This window comes from Microbacterium testaceum (assembly GCF_003075375.1).
In the GTDB taxonomy this organism is placed as follows: Bacteria; Actinomycetota; Actinomycetes; order Actinomycetales; family Microbacteriaceae; genus Microbacterium; species Microbacterium testaceum_E.
Genome location: NZ_QDFT01000053.1, coordinates 1 through 16,411, shown reverse-complemented (window position 1 = coordinate 16,411; position 16,411 = coordinate 1). Strand labels below are relative to the sequence as shown.

Genomic DNA, 16,411 nt, shown 5'->3' with positions numbered 1-16,411 from the left:
GCCCAGCACCTCGCCCGCCGCGGCGGGCGAGGTGCTGGGCCGCCCGGTGACCTACACCGCGGTGACCGTCGACCAGCTGGCGGCGGGCCTCGAGGCGGCGGGACTGGATGCCGGGACGGCGGCGTTCGTCGCCGGCATCGACGACGCGATCGCCCGCGGGGCGCTCTCGCAGACGGACGGCGCCCTGGCCCGCATCATCGGCCGCCCGACGACCCCGCTGATCGACGGGCTGCGCGAGGGGCTCGCCTCGCGCTGACCCGCGGCGATCACGCTCGGCCGTCAGACCGCGGCTCGGGCGGTCAGCCGGCGCTGACGCATCGCGAGGAAGAGGGGGAGCGTGAACGCGAAGGCCGTCAGGCCCGACAGCACCACGTACACCCATGCGAAGCGCATGCCGAGACGTCGGCCCTCGACGAGGATGAAGATGCTGCCCGCGATCGCCACGACCAGCAGGTCCACGGTGATGGACGACACCGCGGGACCGCTCGAGACGAGGTCGCCGATGAAGTCGCGCATCTGCACGATCGCGAAGGCGTTGAAGATCCACGTGCCCACGAGTCCGGCGACGGACAGGACGAGGTACGCCACGGCGGTCGGTGTCCAGTGGCGTCGGAGCTCGCTCATGAGCCGATCCTGCCCGGCCCCCGATGTCGGAGGAGGGGGCTAGCGTCGCACCATGGATGCCACCACCGCGACACGCATGCTCGACGACCGCGCGCGCGAGGTCGAGGCGCGCCTGGCCCGGTTGCGCGAGGACGACGACAGCCTGCGCCACGACCGGGCCGACGCGACCGCCGACGACGAGCACGATCCCGAGGGGTCGACGCTCTCGGGGGAGTGGGCGCAGGTCGACGCGCTGCGCCGCGGGGCCGAGGCGGAGCGCGACGAGATCCGCGCCGCGCGCGAGCGCGTGGCATCCGGTGTCTACGGCACCTGCGAGGCGTGCGGGCGTCCGATCGCCGAAGCGCGGCTCGAGGCGCGCCCGTTCGCCCGCCGCTGCATCGCGTGCGCGACCTGAGAGCGGCGGGTGACCTTTAGGCTCGGGGGGTGGAACCGCTCCTGATCGTCCTGCTGTTCGCCAACGCCCTCTTCAACGCGGTCGTCTGGCCGCGTTTCTACCCCCGCATCGCGAAAGACCCCCGGGCGCGGGATGCCGCGGGCAAGCCGACGGCGTTCCTGATCGTCCACACGGTGCTCATCGCGATCGCCCTCGTGCTGGCTCTGGCGTCGGTGATCGCCGCCGTCGTCGCGCTCGTGTCGTGACCCGGGCGGCGGTTCGCCACCCGCGGTAGAATGGTGACGCGGGATCGTCCCGCCGCACAGAGTGCACCTACCTACCGGTCCGGCAAGGCGGCACGTTCCATCGCCTCCCGGAGACCGCTCCATGTCACTGCCCGCGTCCTCATCCGCCGTCCTCGACCGCCCGCTCGTGCACCACACGGGGTTCTGGTACTTCCCGATCGCGTTCATCGCCCGGCTCCCGTTCGCCATGATGACCGTCGGCGTGCTCGCCATCGTCGTCGCGCTGCGCGGCTCGGTCGCCCTCGGCGGTCTCACCTCGGCCGCCGTCGGCCTCGGCGTGGTCGTCGCCGGTCCCGTGCTGGGCGACCTCGCCGATCGGTTCGGGCAGCGACGCGTGCTCATCCCGGTGGGCCTGGCCAACGGCATCCTGCTCGCGATCTTCCCCCTGGTGGTCGCCTCGCGCACGGGCGACGCCCTGCTGCTGGTCGCCGCGGCTGCGATCGGACTGACCGGTCCGCAGACCGCGGCGATGTCGCGCAGTCGCGTGATGGCGCTGATCGGCGAGCGCGTGCGCCCCGAGCGGCGCGAGCGCACGTTCTCGCGTGCGATGGCCTACGAATCGGCGGCCGACGAGACCGCGTTCGTCATCGGCCCCTTCGTCGTGGGCGTGCTGGCGGCGCTGATCGCCCCGTGGGCGCCCATCGCCGGGGCGGCGGTGCTGAGCTTCGTGTTCGTCACGGCCTTCGCCCTGCACCCGACGGGGCGCGCCGTGCCCGCGCGCGCGGAGCGCGCCGAGATGGCGCCGGCGCGGGAGCTGCTGCGGCCGCGACTGACCGTGCTGGTGGCGGCGGTGTTCGGCGTGGGCTTGTTCTTCGGCTCGACGCTGACCTCGCTGACGGCCTTCATGGAGGCGCAGGGCGCTCCCGAGGCGGGAGCCCTGCTCTACGGCGTCATGGGTGTCGGTTCGGCCGTGCTCGCGCTGGCCGTGGCGCTGCTGCCCGAGGCGTTCGCGCTGCGGTGGCGGCTCGTCGCGTTCGCGGCGGTTCTGGCGGCCTCGGCGGGCGCGTACACCGTCGGAGGGTCGGTCGTCACGGTCACGGTCGTGCTGTGCCTCATGGGCATCGGCGTCGGTCCCTCGCTCGTCACGGTCTTCAGCCTCGCCGGGCTCCGCGCGCCGCGCGGGCGGTCGGCCTCGACGATGACCCTGCTCGCCTCGGCGCTGACCCTCGCGCAGGCGCTGTCGTCGGCGATCACCGGCGCGGTCGCCGAGAGCGTCTCGGTCGAGGCCGCGATGCTCCTGCCCGCCGTCGCGGCCGCTCTCGTGCTCGCGACCGCCGTGCTCAACGCCGCCGCGACACGACGGTGGGATGCCGCCACGGCGACCGCGTGAGTCGTCCGCTGGCTACGCTGTCGGCATGACCACCCTCGTGCTCACCGTCGTCGGCGACGATCGAGCGGGCCTGGTGTCCGCGGTCGCCGACATCGTCGACTCCCATGGCGGCAACTGGGAGAACAGCGAACTCGCCGAACTGGCGGGCGCCTTCGCCGGGATCGTCCAGGTGTCCATCGCCCCCGACCGCGCCGACGACCTGCGCGCCGCGCTCGAGTCGCTCGCGGGCACGCTGACCGTCACCGTCCACGCGGGGGCGGCCGAGCCGGGCGTCGCGTCGGCGCGCGCGGTGACCTTCGACGTGGTCGGCAACGACCGTGCCGGCATCGTCCGCGAGGTCTCGGCGGCGCTGAGCGGGCACGGGGCGAGCATCGAGCGCATGTCGACGCAGACCACGGATGCCGCGATGGCCGGCGGACGCCTGTTCGAGGCCACCATCACCGCGACCGTGCCCGCCGACGTCGCCATCGACGACCTCGTGGCCGAGCTGGAGCGTCTCGCGAGCGAGATCCAGGTGGACGTCGCTCTCGCCGACGAGGCCTGAGGCCGAGGCCGATCGGAGCCGTCGCGCCGTCTCAGCGCGTGGCGCGTCGCCGCGATCGGACGACGAGCAGGGCGATCGCGCGCCAGCCGAGCAGGAACACCGCGAGGGTGATCGCCGCGACGATCACGAAGGCGATCGCGATGCCCTGACCGCTCGCCGCGCGCAGGATGACGCCCAGCACGACGGTGATCGCCCACAGGGGGAGCCCCGTGCGCACGAGCGCAAGCGGCGCGCGCCAGACGCCCGTGATGAGCCACCCCAGGGCCAGGGCGGCCAGGAACGGCCAGACCGTGGTCAGCAGACCGGTGCCGAGGGGGCCGAGGACGGCGCCGTCGTGCGTCGCGCGGCCGATCGCGGCGAAGACGACGACGAGGACGGCATCCGTCACAAGAGTCAGGACGGGGAGACGGCGGGAGGTCGACACCCCTCCATTCTCGCGCGCCCGCCGCGGTCGGGGTCGCCCGGCCGCACCCGACAAGCCCCGCCCGGGCGCCCGGGGGCATCGCTAGCGTGGGACGATGCCGACCCGCCTGCTGCTCGTGGCCGACACCCACGTACCCCGACGCGCTCGCACGCTGCCCGACGATGTCCGGCGCGCCGCCGCGGCGGCCGATCTGATCGTCCACGCCGGAGACTGGGTGGACGAGAGCGTGCTCGACGAACTCGGCGGGTCCGGACCGCTGCTCGGCGTGTGGGGCAATAACGACGGTCCCGCCCTGCGCGAGCGCCTGCCCGAGATCGCCCGCGCGGACATCGACGGCGTCCGCGTGGCCGTCGTCCACGAGACCGGAGCCGCCGCGGGGCGCGAGAAGAGGATGGATGCCGCCTTCCCCGACACGGACCTGCTGGTGTTCGGTCACAGCCACATCCCCTGGGACACCACGACCCCCGGCGGCATGCGCCTGCTGAACCCCGGGTCGCCCACCGATCGGCGTCGCCAGCCCGCGTGCACGATGATGACCCTCACCCTCGCGGATGCCGGGATCCACGACGTGCGCCTACACGAGGTGTCGCGCGCGTGAACGCCGAAGGCGCCGCACCACGGGGGTGCGACGCCTTCGGGACGAACGGCTCCCGGTGAGGGGTCAGCCCTTCTCGACCGTGAGGTGCCGGGTCGATGCGGTCATCGGGCACTCGAACGGATCGCGGGCGGCGAGGCCCACGCGGTTGAGGTAGGCGATGACGATGCCGTACGACTGCAGCAGCGTCGTCTCGACGTAGGGCACATTCAGCGTCTCGCAGTGCTCGCGCACGATGAGGCGCGCACGGCTCAGGTGCGGGCGGGGCATGTTCGGGAAGAGGTGGTGCTCGATCTGGTAGTTCAGACCGCCCATGAGCCAGGTGGCCCACCAGCCGCCCGCGATGTTGCGGGAGGTGCGCACCTGCTTGCTGAAGAAGTCGAGCTTGGCACCCGGGGCGATGATCGGCATGCCCTTGTGGTTGGGGGCGAAGGACGCACCCATGTAGATGCCGAACACCGCGACCGACACCCCGAAGAACGCGAAGGCCAGGCCGACGGGCAGGAAGATGAAGATCGGCGCGATGAAGATCGCGTGGCGCAGGGCCAGCAGGCCTAGCTCGCCCCAGCGTCCCTTGATCTCGCCGCGCGAGAACAGGTGGCGCAGCGCCAGCACGTAGAGGTTGATGCCCTCGAACGCCAGCAGGGGGAAGAACAGGTACCCCTGACGCTGGGTGATCCAGCGCTGCACGCCGCGCGCCTTGGCGGCGTCGACGTCGAGGAACGAGATCGTGTCGATCTCGATGTCGGGGTCCTTGTCGACGCGGTTCGGGTTGGCGTGGTGGCGCGTGTGCTTCGACGCCCACCACGACCGGCTCATCCCGACGATGCCGTTGCCGATGAACAGGCCGAGACGGTCGTTCGCCGGTCCCGACGCGAAGATCTGGCGGTGCGCGGCCTCGTGGGCGAGGAACGCCACCTGCGTGAACAGGATGCCGAGCGCCGCCGCGATGAACAGCTGGAACCAGCTGTCGCCGAGCAGGATGAATCCGGTCACGCAGCCGGCGAAACCGAGCACGATCGCGCTCGCCACGACGGCGTAGAAGACGGGGGTGCGCACCAGCAATCCGCTCTCGCGGACGACCTGGGACAACTCTGTGTAGGCCTTGGTGATGGGGGGGAATTCCGTCGTGCCGGAGTAGGTCTGGCGAACGGGGCCGAGGCGGGACTCGACGATGGTGGAAGCGATGGACTGCTCCTCGGATCGGGATGACCGTGGTCGGGAGCCGGGGCGGCTACCCCGGGCTGAGGCCCACACTACGGGGCGCCGTATGGACGACCCGGCATACGTCCACATGTCCAGCAGCCTCACGGGAAACGGAAACATCGGATCCCGTCCGCGCCCGGGAACGACACAAGCCGGGGCGTCGCGAGGCGACGCACCCGGCTTGCGGGGGGAGCGGAGCTCAGAGGGGGCGGATGTTCGCCGCCTGCATGCCCTTGGGGCCCTGCTCGGCGTCGAATTCGACCTTCTGAGCCTCGGTGAGCTCCTTGAAGCCGTTGCCCTGGATCGCGCTGAAGTGCGCGAACAGGTCGGCCGAGCCGTCATCGGGAGCGATGAAGCCGTAGCCCTTTTCGGAGTTGAACCATTTCACGGTGCCAGTGGCCATCGTGTTCTTCCTTTATTCATGTTGGGCCGCAGATGCGACCGTGGGTGCCGCCCCGACGCACGCGGAGCGGACGGGGACGCCGCGGCACCGAGTCGGTGACGCGGACGCGATGTCCGTCGACGGCGGCCTGAGCCGTCTCGACGGACGCGTGGACGCCGAGGTTCTCGCCGAGCGGACCCTGGGCTTCGTAGCCCGAGGTGGCCGCGCCGACGAAACCGGCGTAGTCGGATCCGGCCGTCGCGACGAAGACGTCGAGATCGGCCTGACGCCACGACAGTGGCGAAGGGTGAAGCAGAGACACAGAAACTTTCCGCGAGTGCGACGCGAGGGCGGATGCCGTCGAGCAAGGCACGCGATGATTGAGGGAGGGAACGCTGTCGGAAACGGCTCGGCGCCGTGCGCCCGGCATCTCAGCGATGAGGCGGGCGTCGATGAAGCAGGTCCCAGAACGAATAGCCTCACGGTAGCACGGATGACCGGACGTTCGCCGGGGAGTTTCGCGGGCGGCGACGCGGGGGTGGACTGGGGGCATGGCATCCGGAACCGAGGACCCCGCCGCAGACGAACGCTGGCTGGTCGTGAACGGGCGCCGGTGGCGGCGCACCGACCCGGAGCTACCGGGCGAGATCGCGGCCCGACTGCGATCGCACCTGGGCCGGGCGCGTGCCGCCGTGCGGACGACCAGGGGCGCCGATGACGAGGAGGGGACCGCCGCCGCCCGGCACCGGGTGGGGCTGGCCAAAGCGGGCCTGGGGGAACGCGGACCGCGGTGGTGGGACGACGACGTGCCCGCGCGGCTGCAGCGGGCGCGAGAGGCCCTCGCGGAGCTCGATCGGGTCGCCCCGCCGAGAGCAGATCCATCGGCCGACGTCAACGCGTAGCGCCGCACCCGCGCGGGCGGATGGGCTGAGGGTCTCGACAAGAAGGAGCGTCATGACCGCCACCACCCCCGAGCTGGACAAGCTCAACGAACTGCTCAAGAAGTTCCGCTTCGCGATGGTCACCACGCGCGCCGAGGACGGCGCCCTGCACGCGCACCCGCTGACCGTGCAGGAGACCGAGTCGGACGGCGACCTCTGGTTCATCGTCGGCACCCACGCGTCGGCCGTCGAACACGTGCGACGCGACCCCCAGGTCGGGCTGTCGTTCAGCACCGACGGCACCTGGCTCTCGCTCGCGGGCGAGGGCGAGGTCGTCGACGACCTCGCGAAGCTGAAGGAGCTGTGGTCGACCAGCGTCGAGGCGTGGTTCCCCGACGGGCCCGAGTCCCCGGGCGTCACGCTGCTGAAGGTGTCCGCCCTGAGTGGCGAGTACTGGGGGAGCGCCGGCGGACGCATCGCCACCGCTGTCGCGCTGGTGACATCGAAGGTCACGGGCGAGCGGCCGCGCGGCGGCGAGAACGAGAAGTTCGACCTGCCCGAGTGAGCGTCGTCGGGCCCCGCCCCGGATCGAGGTGGGGCCCGACCTCCGTTCAGCCGCCCGAGGGGTTGTCGACGGGAGCGTCGTCGTCGTCGGTGGTGTCGGGGATGTCGCTCGCGCCGACGACGGGGGCGTCGGCGGTCTCGAGCTCGTCGGGCTGGTCGGCGGTGTCGGGTTCGCGGTGCGGTGAGGTGTCCATGGCCGCAGCACACCACGCGCCCGCCGAGGCGCGCGCGGGCCTTGCGCACACCCCGGTCCTGTGAGAGCGCAAGCCCCCGATCCGTCGACGCCCCGTTTGCGACGATGACGGCATGTCACGACCCGAGGTGCGCTCCAAGCCCTGCGCTTACTGCGGCCGGCCCTTCACCGATCGCAAGCGCTGGAGCGGGCGCGACCAGTGGGACCAGGTCCTCTACTGCTCGAGAGGATGCCGGGCGAAGGCCGCGGCGCAGAGGCGGCGGGCATGAGGGCCGCGCTGATCCTCGCCACGCAGCAGTTCGCGGAGCATCCCGCCTACGCCGACGACGGCATCCGGGAGTTCTTCTTCATCGAGTCCGCTCCGCGCTTCGCGAAGCTGCCGTACCACCGGCACAAGATCGTGCTGCTCGTCTCGGCCATGCGGCACACCGCGGCACGCCTCGAGGCCGAGGGCAAGACCGTGCGCCGCATCGCTCTCGAGGACGACCTGACCTTCAAGGCGGGACTCGAGCGGCTGCTGACCCGCCACCACGTGACCGAATTGACGTGGATGAGCGACCCCAACCGACCGGTCGACGAGCGCATCGCGCGGATCTGCGCCGACCACGACGTCGAGACCGACGTCCTGTCGGACGGGCTCTTCCTCACCCCCGAAGAGGACGTCGACGGGTGGTTCGCCGAGCACCCGACGCCGCTCATGGAGGACTTCTACCACTGGCAGCGGCGACGGACCGGCATCCTGATGGATGGGGGGAAACCGGCGGGACGCCGCTGGAACTTCGACGCCGACAACCGCAAGGCCCTGCCGAAGAAGGGCGTCGAGATCCCGCCGCTGCCGCAGCCGGAGCACGACGAGATCACGCGCGCGGTGATCGCCGAGGTCGACGAGCGCTACCCCGACCACCCCGGATCCGCCTCGGACTTCTGGCTGCCGGTCACCCCCGAGGACTCGCGCGACTGGCTCGACGTGTTCGTCGCCGAGCGGCTGCACGATTTCGGTCGCTACGAGGACGCGATGAAGGCGGACGAACCGTTCCTCTTCCACGCGATCATCTCGCCGATGCTGAACATCGGCCTGCTGACCGTCGAAGAGGTCGTGGCCGCGGCGACCCGGACCGATGCGCCCCTGGCATCCGTCGAGGGGTTCATCCGCCAGGTGATCGGCTGGCGCGAGTACATGCGCGGCATGTACCGCGCGCACCCGAAGCTCGAGCACGTCAACGCCCTGCACCTCGACGGGCGCATCCAGAAGTACTGGTTCTCGGGCGAGCGGATGCCGAAGGACCTGCCGATCCCGGTGCGCACGGTGCTCGAGCGGGTGCACCGGTGGGGCTACGCCCACCACATCGAGCGGCTCATGGTGCTGGGCAACTGGTTCCTGCTGCAGGGATACGCGCCCCGGCAGGTGAACGACTGGTTCCTCGCGCTGTTCGTCGACGCCTACGACTGGGTCATGGTGCCCAACGTCATGGGCATGAGCCAGTTCGCCGACGGCGGCTTCGTCGCCACCAAGCCCTACGTCTCGGGCGGGGCGTACCTGCAGAAGATGGGTTCGTGGTGGCCGTCCGCGCAGGACGCCAAAGACTCGGTCTTCACCGAGGCGTACTGGGATTTCCTCGAGCGGCACGAGGACGTGCTGGCGGGCAATCACCGGTTGGGGCTGGCCCTGGCGCAGATGCGCAAGCGGCGGGACGCCCGCGAGTAGGCCCGGTGTGCGGCGCGTCTGCCGGGGTGTGTCGTCCGCGACCCCTTCGACAGGCTCGGGGATCTTTCCGCCGAGCCTGTCGGAGGACGAGGCGGATCAGCTCTTCAGCTTGTTGAGCGCCGACCCCTTGTGCGCGGCCTTCGAGCCCGACTTCTCCGACTCGACGATGTAGGCGGGATCGTCGTCGGATGCCGTGAACTTCTGTCCGTCGTGCTGGAAGTCCTTGGTCTTCTTCTCGACGACCTTGCCCTGCGTCTTGCCCTGGGGCGTGTCCCAGCTGACGCGGTCGCCCTTCGACAGATCTTTCGACATCGTTCATCCTTCCGTTGGCGTGCGCCCATGCTGTCGGGGCGCGGTGGGGCGCCTCGGGGGATTGACACGTCGGCCGGCGGTCAGAGCGCGGAGCGATCCCGGCGCGTGAGCGCGAACCGCGATGCCAGGACCCCGGCGGCGAGCGCTCCCGCTCCGCCGGCGATCATGTCGCCGATGGTGTCGTCGTACGTCACGAAGATCGCGTCGGTGATGAAGCGGTAGCCGAACCACTCGACCATCTCCCACACCGCGCTCAGGGCGAGTCCCGCGATCGTGGCGACGACGATCGGGGTGCGTCGGCGTCCGGTCGGCGCGATCACGCCGCCGTCGTCGAGCAGCACCATGGCGACGGCGGCCAGCACCCCCGTGCACAGGGCGTGCACGACGAGGTCCCACCCCGTCCACGCGCGGTACAGGTCGATCACGTTGCTGCCGGCCGCGACGAACACGGTCGCGCACGTCAACAGGTCCACGCCCGAGCGCAGACCGATCATGCGCGCCAGCATGACCGCCGGCAGGGCCATCGACAGCACCGCGAAATCGGTGAACGGCAGGATGAAGAGGGCGACGACCGTGGTGACGATCGCCCCGGCGCGCACCGCGTCGGCGAGCCACTCGGTGACGGTCCGCGGTGGTCGCTTGAGATTCGCGATCATCGCGGGGAGCATCGGCATCCCTCCCCGGGGGGACCGGGCACGGTGGAGCGGATGCCGGCGGTCACGACGAGGCGCTCGAGGGCAGCCGGACGACGGCCTGGACGGGCAGGTGGTCGCTCGGCCACTGCGTGCCCGTCGGGCGCGGGTCGATGCCCACGGCGCGCACGCCCACGTCGGGGCTCGCGAGGATCGCGTCGATGCGACGCGCCCCCAGCTTGGGTCGCCGATAGTTGTTGAACGATCCCCACTCCGCGGTGCGGCGGGCGGGGGCGACGGACCAGGTGTCGATCAGGCCGCCGTCGGCGAACATCGCCTCGAGCTCGCTCGAGCGCACGTGCGCGTTGACGTCCGCCGTGAAGAGCAGCGGTCGCGTGCGAGCCGCTGCCAGATCGTGCAGCCAAGCCGCCGACCGGCGGCGCGCCCGCGGCGAGAACGCGTCGAAGTGCGTGTTGACGAACGTGAATCGCGCACCCGTCTCGAGATCGCGCAGCTGCGCGATGACGGCGATGCGGGGGATGGTGTTGCCCCAGCCGGTCGACCCGGCGAGCTCGGGGGTGTCCGACAGGGCGACCTGCCGCCAGTCCTCGACCTCGAGGCGGTCCCGGTCGTAGAAGAGCGGCGTTCCCTCGCCGTCCCGGCGCGGTCCGCGGCCGAGACCCACCCGGCCGTACTGCGTGCCGAGCGCGTCCTGCACCCACCGCGCCTGGTCGGGCATCGCCTCCTGCGCGCCCAGCAGGTGCGGCTTGTTGGCGCTCAGGAACGTGCGCAGGCGCTGCTTGCGCATCGGCCAGCGGTCGGCGGGCGGCCAGGTGACGCGGTCGAACCGTCGACGGATGTTGAAGCTCATCACGTGCAGCTCGGGCGCACGGACCGTCGGGAACAGCACGCCGCTCACGCGCGGGCCTCCTCGAGCGGCAGGTCGCCACGGCGTCGACGTCGCCGCAGCACGCGCACCCACCGGGCCGGGGGGATGTCCTCCGGCCAGTGGGCGAACACCGTGCCGGCCCCGCGGCGGAAGCAGCGCGCGAAGCGGCGGGGCTGGACGGTCCGCGACGACACGCGCATGTGCCGGCCCGAGACGATGCCGATGCGGTGCCGGACGCCCAGGTGGTACGCCAGGTCGAGGTCGTCGTGCAGCTCGGGATCGAGGTGCACCTCGTCGCGCACGTCGCGCCAGGCGCTGCGGCGGAACGCCATGTTCGAGCCCCACAGCGGGGCGTGGCCGAGAGCGGGGGTGGCGAACGCGGCGTAGGTGCCGAGGAAGGCCCGCGCCATCCCCACGCGCTGCGCCGCGGGACCGTCGTGGAACACGGCACCGCCGCTGACGGCATCCACGGCGTCGTCCGCGAAGGCGTCGACCATGCTCCGCACCCAGGTCGGTTCGGGGATGCTGTCGGCGTCGAGACGCAGGATCAGCTCGCCGCGGGCGGCGTCGTAGCCCGTCGCGGCGGCGGCGGGGATGCCGCGCTCGCCGCAGAACACCACGCGGGCTCCGGCGTCGCGGGCGACGCTCGCGCTGTCGTCCGAGGAGTCGTTGTCGACCACGACGATCTCGTCGGGGCGAAGGGTCTGCCGGCTCAGGGCGGCGAGACAGCGGCGCAGGTGAGACGCGTCGTCGCGGACGGGGATGACGACCGACACGGTCGTGACCGCTGGCGCGGGGTCGTGGGGCACGCTTCCTCCCGGGGACGAGTGCTTCCCACGCTAGGCGATGCGGCGCGGGCGTTTCCCGGCTTGACGCCTGCGTGTCTCGACGCCGAAGCACGAGCGGGGGCGCCGCGCTCGTTTCGTAGGGTGGATGCCATGGCATCCGTCCTGAACGTCTCGGCGTACCTGTTCACGCGCATCGACGACCCCGCCGCCCTGCGCGACGAGCTGCGCTCGCGCGCCGCGACGGCCGGACTGCGTGGGACGATCCTGCTCGCCGGCGAGGGGATCAATCTGTTCCTGGCCGGCGGGGCGGACGCGGTGCGCGGGTTCCTCGACGCACTGCGGGCCGACCCGCGCTTCGCGCCGTTGCGCGCGAAGGAGAGCTGGTCGGACACGGTGCCCTTCGGGCGGCTGCTGGTGAAGGTCAAGCGCGAGATCATCCGCATGGACCGGCCCGAGGTGCGCCCCCAGGACGGCCGCGCCCCGGCGGTCGCGCCCGCCACCCTGCGGCGCTGGCTCGACCGCGGCGCCGACGATCAGGGCCGCGAGGTCGTGCTCGTCGACACCCGCAACGCGTTCGAGGTCGACTACGGCACCTTCGTCGGCGCGCAGGATTGGCGCATCGAGCGCTTCACGCAGTTCCCGGATGCCGCGGGCGCCCACCGCGACGACCTCGAGGGCAAGACGGTCGTGACGTTCTGCACCGGCGGCATCCGGTGCGAGAAGGCCGCGCTGCACCTGCGCGACGAGGGGATCGACGCCTACCAGCTCGACGGGGGCATCCTCGGCTGGTTCGAGGAGCAGGGCGGTGCGCACTGGGACGGCGGCTGCTTCGTCTTCGACGGACGCGAGGCGCTGGACGTCGCGCTCGCCCCGGTGTCGTCATCGCGCGAGCAGGCCGCCGCCTGATGCTCTGGGACCAGCACGCCTGCGCCGAACTCGTCGAGACCGCCGACCTGAGCGAACTGCACCGCTACCGCCCCGCGGGCGGCGGGTTGGTGTCGCTGAACGTCGGCTTCTCGCCGCACCCGCCGGCGCTCACGGCGTCCCTCCTCGATGCCTTCCGCGCGCAGGTCGAGCGGATCGACGGCCTGGCGCTCGCCGCGTCGGTCGACGACGTCGACCGGATCGCCGCGGCGGGCGACACCGCCGTGGTGTTCGATCTCGAGGACGCCGGTCCCCTCGGCGGCGACCTCGACGCGGTCGCCCGACTCGTTGCCGCGGGCGTTCGCACGCTCGGACCCGTCTACAACCACGCCAACGCCGTCGGCGGCGGCTGCCTCGACCCCGTCGACGAGGGGCTCACCCCCTGGGGGCGCGACCTCGTGCACGAGCTGAACCGGTCGGGGATGGTGCCGGACGGCTCGCACGTCGGCGCGCGCACCTCGATGGACATCTGCGCCGCGTCCTCGCGCCCCGTGGTGTTCAGCCACTCGAACATGCGGGGCGTGTGGGAGCACCCGCGCAACCTCACCGACGACCAGGCGCGCGCGGCGGCCGACACCGGCGGGGTGGTCGGCATCACGGGCGTCGGGATCTTCCTGGGGCCCAACACCCCGACGCTCGAGGCGATGGCGCGCCACCTCGAGTACGCCGTCGAGCTGGTCGGGATCGCGCACGTCGGCGTCAGCACCGACTTCTCGTTCGACTGGCAGACCTTCCGCGTCGAACTCGCGTCGAGTCCCGAGCTGTACGACGCCAGCTACACCGCGTGGGGTCCGGTCGAATGGATGCCGCCCGAGACGTTCATCGGACTGGGCGCGGCCCTGCGGCAGCGGGGCTGGGCCGACACCGATATCGCCGCCGTGCTCGGCGGCAACTTCCGCCGCGTCGCGCGGCAGAGCTGGGAGCCGCTGGGCTGACCGCGGGGCCGCTCGATAGCCTCGGAGCATGACCACCCTCACCGACGGCGCCGAGCTGCGCCCCGCCCGACGCGGCGACGAGACCGGCATCCTCGCCTGCATCCAGGCCCTCGCCGACTACGAACGCGAACCGGATGCCGTCGACAACACGGCCGAGATGATCGCCGCGACGCTGTTCGGCGACGACCCCCGTGCCTTCGCCTTCGTGGTGGACGGCGGCGACGGCGAGATCCGCGCGATCGCGATCTGGTTCCTCACCTACTCGACGTGGACCGGGCGTCACGGCATCTGGCTCGAGGACCTCTACGTCCACGAGCGGTTCCGCGCGAACGGCTACGGCGTCGCCCTGCTGGCCGCCCTGGCGGGGGAGTGCGTCGACAAGGGCTACCCGCGGCTCGAGTGGACCGTGCTCGACTGGAACGAGCCCGCGATCGGGTTCTATCGCGCGCTCGGGGCCCAGGCGATGGAGGAGTGGACCACGCGCCGCGTGACCGGCGAGGCGCTGACCGCGCTCGCCGCCCGCGCGTAGCGCGCGTCACCGCGCGAGATCGGACAGCACCGCCTCGGCCGCGCGCTGACCCGAGACGAGGGCACCCTGGATCGACGCGGTGTCGCGGTGGTCCCCGGCGACGTAGCGCCCGTCCCCGAGACGGACGGGCCGACGCAGGCGCAGCGGCGGGTCCTGCGCGGGCAGGGCGCCGACGACGTCGTCTCGGCGCAGCAGGCGCCACGGCCGGGTGTCGGCATCCCACATCTCGGACAGCTGCCGCCGCACGACGTCCTCGGGGGCGTCCGAGGGCAGCACGCAGGTCGCCTGCACCAGGTGCTGGCCGCGTGGGGCGTAGGTGGGTGCGGTGTTCGTCATCACCGCGGTGTTGACGATCGGTCCGCGTCGGCGGCCGTCGACCCGCAGGGCGGCGTCGTCGCTCGGCGCCCGGTCGACGGCGAACCACCACGTCCGCAGGCCGCGCGACGGCGGAAGCGGCACGTCGAGAGCGGGGTCCGGCCCGGTCGCCACGATCACGGAACGAGCGGTCACGGCATCCCGTCCGTCGATCCCGACGTGCCAGCCGCGCGCTCGTCGGCGGGTCGACACCACGCGGTGACCGAGACGGATGCCGACCCCCGCGCGGCGGGCGGTGTCGGCGAGCTGGGCGGGGAGGGCGCCGATCCCCGCGGCGGGGACGCCCGGGCGCCCGAGGGCGAAGCTGCGCACGAGCAGGCGGACGAAGGCGTCGGAGGTCTGCTGCCGGTCGTCGGCGAGCACGCCCGCCAGGAACGGCTCGAGCACACTCTCGCGCAGCGGCCCGCGCAGGCCCGCGCGATCCCACGCCTCGGCGAGCGGACGGTCCGGTCCGGTCTTCGCGCTCCGGGCCGACACGACGGTAGGTCCCGCCCAGCGGGCCAGGGCGAGGACGTCCGCCGGCCGCACCAGGCCGCTGCGCAACGACGCGGGGATCGACGAGGGGTGGCGCAGCGGATGCGCCAGGCGCGCGAGACGGTCGTCGAGCCGCACGCCGACCGCGACGGGGAAGCGCCGCAGCGCGAGGGCGTCGACGTCGACCCATCGACGGATCGCCGGGTACGCGGGGTTCAGCACGTGGAAGCCGAGGTCGAGGCGGAAGCCGTCGACGACGTCCGTGCGCTCGCGCCCGCCCACCTCGTCGCCGGCCTCGAGCAGGACGACGTCGCGACCTGCTTCGGCGAGCCGGGTGGCGGCGCGCAGCCCGGCCAGACCCGCCCCGACCACGATCACGTCGTACTCGCTCATGCGGGAAGCCTACGAAGCACCTCGACCCCCGCCCCCGGGGTTGCGGCCCCCCGCCCCGTGCGTCGACCGTCCACGACACGCCGCATCGCGTCGGCGACGGACGGCGTGTTCTGGACGCTCGACAGAGACGGAGGGCCCGGATGCCGTGGCATCCGGGCCCTCCGAAGGGGATTACGCCGAGGCCTGCTCGCGCTTGGGCAGCACCCAACCGGGACGTACGAAGTGGCACGTGTAGCCGTTGGGGATGCGGATCAGGTAGTCCTGGTGCTCGGGCTCGGCCTCCCAGAAGGGAGCCTCGGCCTCGATCGTGGTGACGACCTTCGCGGGCCAGATGCCCGAGGCGTCGACGTCGGCGATGGTGTCGCGCGCGATCTTCTCCTGCTCGGGCGAGAGCGGGAAGATGGCCGAGCGGTAGCTCGTGCCGATGTCGTTGCCCTGACGGTTCAGCGTCGACGGGTCGTGGATCTGGAAGAAGAACGCGAGGATGTCGCGGTACGACGTCCGGGTGGGGTCGAAGACGATCTCGACGGCCTCGGCGTGACCGGGGTGGTTGCGGTACGTCGCGTGGTCGTTCTGACCGCCGGTGTAGCCGACGCGCGTGTCGAGCACGCCGGGCTGGCGGCGGATCAGGTCCTCGACACCCCAGAAGCAGCCGCCCGCGAGGACGGCGGTCTCGGTGCCGGGACGGCGGGTGATCTCGCCGGTGTCGGAAGGTCCGCTGGTCATGGTGTCGCTCCTTTTGCGGTCACGGGTGAAGAGGGAGAAGAGGTTCATGAGGCCCGGCTCTCGCGGAACAGCGCGAGGAAGGCGCCGTAGCCCTCGAACTCGAGGTCGGCGACCGGCACGAAGCGCAGCGCGGCCGAGTTCATGCAGTATCTCAGTCCGCCGGCCTGGCGGGGGCCGTCGTCGAAGACGTGACCCAGGTGGCTGTCGGCGCCCGACGAGCGCACCTCGGTGCGCGTCATCCACAGGGTCCGGTCCTTCTTCTCGACGACGGCGGCGTCGTCGATGGGCTTGGTGASCGGACCCTGTGG

General features: G+C 72.1%; 25 protein-coding genes and 1 pseudogene. 13 read left to right on the top strand and 13 right to left on the bottom strand.

Annotated features, from left to right (window positions below; all coding sequences use genetic code 11):
- Positions 1 to 256: pseudogene (locus DC432_RS14415) on the top strand (NAD(P)-dependent oxidoreductase); the annotation flags it as partial.
- A 23-nt stretch (positions 257 to 279) separates the two neighbouring features.
- On the opposite strand, the gene DC432_RS14410 reads toward DC432_RS14415, so the two are convergent.
- Positions 280 to 624: a DUF2834 domain-containing protein gene (locus tag DC432_RS14410; protein WP_116538464.1), complete on the bottom strand. Its 345-nt coding sequence runs from the start codon at positions 622 to 624 to the stop codon at positions 280 to 282.
- Positions 625 to 676: 52 nt separating this feature from the next.
- Here DC432_RS14410 and DC432_RS14405 point away from each other — a divergent pair, with 52 nt between their 5' ends.
- From DC432_RS14405 to DC432_RS14390, 4 genes are all read left to right on the top strand, one after another.
- A complete protein-coding gene (locus DC432_RS14405) occupies positions 677 to 1,018 on the top strand; it encodes a TraR/DksA family transcriptional regulator (protein ID WP_108319559.1) in 342 nt (113 codons plus the stop codon).
- A 29-nt stretch (positions 1,019 to 1,047) separates the two neighbouring features.
- Positions 1,048 to 1,263 carry an SCO4848 family membrane protein gene (locus tag DC432_RS14400; protein WP_116538463.1) on the top strand — a complete coding sequence of 72 codons (216 nt, stop codon included), beginning with the start codon at positions 1,048 to 1,050 and terminating at the stop codon, positions 1,261 to 1,263.
- Positions 1,264 to 1,384: 121 nt separating this feature from the next.
- Complete coding sequence (locus DC432_RS14395) at positions 1,385 to 2,632, top strand: MFS transporter (RefSeq protein ID WP_116538462.1); 1,248 nt, start codon at positions 1,385 to 1,387, stop codon at positions 2,630 to 2,632.
- A gap of 25 nt (positions 2,633 to 2,657) precedes the next feature.
- A complete protein-coding gene (locus tag DC432_RS14390) occupies positions 2,658 to 3,176 on the top strand; it encodes a glycine cleavage system protein R (protein WP_116538461.1) in 519 nt (172 codons plus the stop codon).
- 31 nt (positions 3,177 to 3,207) lie between these two features.
- On the opposite strand, the gene DC432_RS14385 is transcribed toward DC432_RS14390, so the two are convergent.
- On the bottom strand, positions 3,208 to 3,600 hold the full coding sequence (locus DC432_RS14385) for a DUF3054 domain-containing protein (protein WP_116538460.1): 393 nt from the start codon (positions 3,598 to 3,600) through the stop codon (positions 3,208 to 3,210).
- A gap of 94 nt (positions 3,601 to 3,694) precedes the next feature.
- Between DC432_RS14385 and DC432_RS14380 the strand changes: the two genes are divergently transcribed.
- Positions 3,695 to 4,198 carry a metallophosphoesterase family protein gene (locus DC432_RS14380; protein WP_116538459.1) on the top strand — a complete coding sequence of 168 codons (504 nt, stop codon included), beginning with the start codon at positions 3,695 to 3,697 and terminating at the stop codon, positions 4,196 to 4,198.
- A 63-nt stretch (positions 4,199 to 4,261) separates the two neighbouring features.
- Here DC432_RS14380 and DC432_RS14375 read toward each other — a convergent pair whose 3' ends face one another.
- The 3 genes from DC432_RS14375 to DC432_RS14365 form a co-directional block, all read right to left on the bottom strand.
- On the bottom strand, positions 4,262 to 5,467 hold the full coding sequence (locus DC432_RS14375) for a fatty acid desaturase family protein (RefSeq protein ID WP_420196534.1): 1,206 nt from the start codon (positions 5,465 to 5,467) through the stop codon (positions 4,262 to 4,264).
- 133 nt (positions 5,468 to 5,600) lie between these two features.
- Entirely contained in the window at positions 5,601 to 5,804 is a 204-nt protein-coding gene (locus DC432_RS14370; protein ID WP_013583139.1) for a cold-shock protein, read from the bottom strand.
- Between the two features lie 16 nt (positions 5,805 to 5,820).
- A complete protein-coding gene (locus tag DC432_RS14365; protein ID WP_108317685.1) occupies positions 5,821 to 6,105 on the bottom strand; it encodes a hypothetical protein in 285 nt (94 codons plus the stop codon).
- A gap of 229 nt (positions 6,106 to 6,334) precedes the next feature.
- Between DC432_RS14365 and DC432_RS14360 the strand changes: the two genes are divergently transcribed.
- Both DC432_RS14360 and DC432_RS14355 read left to right on the top strand, forming a co-directional pair.
- On the top strand, positions 6,335 to 6,685 hold the full coding sequence (locus DC432_RS14360) for a biopolymer transporter Tol (RefSeq protein WP_116538457.1): 351 nt from the start codon (positions 6,335 to 6,337) through the stop codon (positions 6,683 to 6,685).
- A gap of 52 nt (positions 6,686 to 6,737) precedes the next feature.
- Entirely contained in the window at positions 6,738 to 7,229 is a 492-nt protein-coding gene (locus tag DC432_RS14355) for a pyridoxamine 5'-phosphate oxidase family protein (RefSeq protein ID WP_116538456.1), read from the top strand.
- A 46-nt stretch (positions 7,230 to 7,275) separates the two neighbouring features.
- Here the strand turns inward: DC432_RS14355 and DC432_RS16515 are convergent, their stop codons facing one another.
- Positions 7,276 to 7,422 (bottom strand): hypothetical protein, encoded by a 147-nt coding sequence (locus DC432_RS16515; RefSeq protein ID WP_165801284.1) that lies wholly within the window; start codon positions 7,420 to 7,422, stop codon positions 7,276 to 7,278.
- Positions 7,423 to 7,534: 112 nt separating this feature from the next.
- Here DC432_RS16515 and DC432_RS14350 point away from each other — a divergent pair, with 112 nt between their 5' ends.
- Together DC432_RS14350 and DC432_RS14345 are read left to right on the top strand one after the other, a co-directional pair.
- Positions 7,535 to 7,690, top strand: a complete 156-nt coding sequence (locus DC432_RS14350; RefSeq protein WP_108317688.1) for a DUF2256 domain-containing protein — start codon at positions 7,535 to 7,537, stop codon at positions 7,688 to 7,690.
- On the top strand, positions 7,687 to 9,126 hold the full coding sequence (locus DC432_RS14345) for a cryptochrome/photolyase family protein (RefSeq protein ID WP_165801283.1): 1,440 nt from the start codon (positions 7,687 to 7,689) through the stop codon (positions 9,124 to 9,126). The genes DC432_RS14350 and DC432_RS14345 overlap by 4 nt, the downstream gene beginning before the upstream one ends.
- Before the next feature lie 96 nt (positions 9,127 to 9,222).
- On the opposite strand, the gene DC432_RS14340 is transcribed toward DC432_RS14345, so the two are convergent.
- The 4 genes from DC432_RS14340 to DC432_RS14325 form a co-directional block, all read right to left on the bottom strand.
- Complete coding sequence (locus DC432_RS14340) at positions 9,223 to 9,438, bottom strand: DUF2945 domain-containing protein (protein ID WP_108317690.1); 216 nt, start codon at positions 9,436 to 9,438, stop codon at positions 9,223 to 9,225.
- A gap of 80 nt (positions 9,439 to 9,518) precedes the next feature.
- The gene (locus tag DC432_RS14335) at positions 9,519 to 10,094 is read right to left on the bottom strand and encodes a hypothetical protein (RefSeq protein ID WP_243393146.1); all 576 of its coding nucleotides are present in this window, start codon (positions 10,092 to 10,094) and stop codon (positions 9,519 to 9,521) included.
- 61 nt (positions 10,095 to 10,155) lie between these two features.
- A complete protein-coding gene (locus tag DC432_RS14330) occupies positions 10,156 to 10,989 on the bottom strand; it encodes an endonuclease/exonuclease/phosphatase family protein (RefSeq protein ID WP_116538453.1) in 834 nt (277 codons plus the stop codon).
- A complete protein-coding gene (locus tag DC432_RS14325) occupies positions 10,986 to 11,768 on the bottom strand; it encodes a glycosyltransferase (RefSeq protein ID WP_116538452.1) in 783 nt (260 codons plus the stop codon). The genes DC432_RS14330 and DC432_RS14325 overlap by 4 nt, the downstream gene beginning before the upstream one ends.
- A 129-nt stretch (positions 11,769 to 11,897) precedes the next feature.
- Between DC432_RS14325 and DC432_RS14320 the strand changes: the two genes are divergently transcribed.
- The 3 genes from DC432_RS14320 to DC432_RS14310 are packed head-to-tail and all read left to right on the top strand — an operon-like array spanning position 11,898 to position 14,135.
- Positions 11,898 to 12,653 carry a sulfurtransferase gene (locus DC432_RS14320; RefSeq protein WP_116538451.1) on the top strand — a complete coding sequence of 252 codons (756 nt, stop codon included), beginning with the start codon at positions 11,898 to 11,900 and terminating at the stop codon, positions 12,651 to 12,653.
- Complete coding sequence (locus DC432_RS14315; protein ID WP_116538450.1) at positions 12,653 to 13,606, top strand: dipeptidase; 954 nt, start codon at positions 12,653 to 12,655, stop codon at positions 13,604 to 13,606. Before DC432_RS14320 ends, DC432_RS14315 begins: the two co-directional genes overlap by 1 nt.
- A gap of 28 nt (positions 13,607 to 13,634) precedes the next feature.
- Positions 13,635 to 14,135 (top strand): GNAT family N-acetyltransferase, encoded by a 501-nt coding sequence (locus DC432_RS14310; RefSeq protein ID WP_116538449.1) that lies wholly within the window; start codon positions 13,635 to 13,637, stop codon positions 14,133 to 14,135.
- 6 nt (positions 14,136 to 14,141) lie between these two features.
- Here the strand turns inward: DC432_RS14310 and DC432_RS14305 are convergent, their stop codons facing one another.
- From DC432_RS14305 to DC432_RS14295, 3 genes are all read right to left on the bottom strand, one after another.
- A complete protein-coding gene (locus DC432_RS14305; RefSeq protein WP_116538448.1) occupies positions 14,142 to 15,377 on the bottom strand; it encodes an NAD(P)/FAD-dependent oxidoreductase in 1,236 nt (411 codons plus the stop codon).
- Positions 15,378 to 15,548: 171 nt separating this feature from the next.
- Positions 15,549 to 16,103, bottom strand: coding sequence for a peptide-methionine (S)-S-oxide reductase MsrA (msrA, locus tag DC432_RS14300; RefSeq protein ID WP_116538447.1), 555 nt, complete (start codon positions 16,101 to 16,103; stop codon positions 15,549 to 15,551).
- A 44-nt stretch (positions 16,104 to 16,147) separates the two neighbouring features.
- Positions 16,148 to 16,411, bottom strand: a 264-nt coding sequence (locus DC432_RS14295) for a peptide-methionine (R)-S-oxide reductase (RefSeq protein WP_207770835.1), incomplete at its 5' end; no start/stop codon positions are given.

Bases quoted from the DNA above. Each gene is read 5' to 3' on its own strand.
- DC432_RS14410 (WP_116538464.1), bottom strand. From the start codon at position 624: ATGAGCGAGCTCCGACGCCACTGGACACCGACCGCCGTGGCGTACCTC.
- DC432_RS14405 (WP_108319559.1), top strand. From the start codon at position 677: ATGGATGCCACCACCGCGACACGCATGCTCGACGACCGCGCGCGCGAG.
- DC432_RS14395 (WP_116538462.1), top strand. From the start codon at position 1,385: ATGTCACTGCCCGCGTCCTCATCCGCCGTCCTCGACCGCCCGCTCGTG.
- DC432_RS14390 (WP_116538461.1), top strand. From the start codon at position 2,658: ATGACCACCCTCGTGCTCACCGTCGTCGGCGACGATCGAGCGGGCCTG.
- DC432_RS14380 (WP_116538459.1), top strand. From the start codon at position 3,695: ATGCCGACCCGCCTGCTGCTCGTGGCCGACACCCACGTACCCCGACGC.
- DC432_RS14370 (WP_013583139.1), bottom strand. From the start codon at position 5,804: ATGGCCACTGGCACCGTGAAATGGTTCAACTCCGAAAAGGGCTACGGC.
- DC432_RS14360 (WP_116538457.1), top strand. From the start codon at position 6,335: ATGGCATCCGGAACCGAGGACCCCGCCGCAGACGAACGCTGGCTGGTC.
- DC432_RS14355 (WP_116538456.1), top strand. From the start codon at position 6,738: ATGACCGCCACCACCCCCGAGCTGGACAAGCTCAACGAACTGCTCAAG.
- DC432_RS16515 (WP_165801284.1), bottom strand. From the start codon at position 7,422: ATGGACACCTCACCGCACCGCGAACCCGACACCGCCGACCAGCCCGAC.
- DC432_RS14350 (WP_108317688.1), top strand. From the start codon at position 7,535: ATGTCACGACCCGAGGTGCGCTCCAAGCCCTGCGCTTACTGCGGCCGG.
- DC432_RS14345 (WP_165801283.1), top strand. From the start codon at position 7,687: ATGAGGGCCGCGCTGATCCTCGCCACGCAGCAGTTCGCGGAGCATCCC.
- DC432_RS14340 (WP_108317690.1), bottom strand. From the start codon at position 9,438: ATGTCGAAAGATCTGTCGAAGGGCGACCGCGTCAGCTGGGACACGCCC.
- DC432_RS14335 (WP_243393146.1), bottom strand. From the start codon at position 10,094: ATGATCGCGAATCTCAAGCGACCACCGCGGACCGTCACCGAGTGGCTC.
- DC432_RS14320 (WP_116538451.1), top strand. From the start codon at position 11,898: ATGGCATCCGTCCTGAACGTCTCGGCGTACCTGTTCACGCGCATCGAC.
- DC432_RS14315 (WP_116538450.1), top strand. From the start codon at position 12,653: ATGCTCTGGGACCAGCACGCCTGCGCCGAACTCGTCGAGACCGCCGAC.
- DC432_RS14310 (WP_116538449.1), top strand. From the start codon at position 13,635: ATGACCACCCTCACCGACGGCGCCGAGCTGCGCCCCGCCCGACGCGGC.
- DC432_RS14305 (WP_116538448.1), bottom strand. From the start codon at position 15,377: ATGAGCGAGTACGACGTGATCGTGGTCGGGGCGGGTCTGGCCGGGCTG.
- msrA (WP_116538447.1), bottom strand. From the start codon at position 16,103: ATGACCAGCGGACCTTCCGACACCGGCGAGATCACCCGCCGTCCCGGC.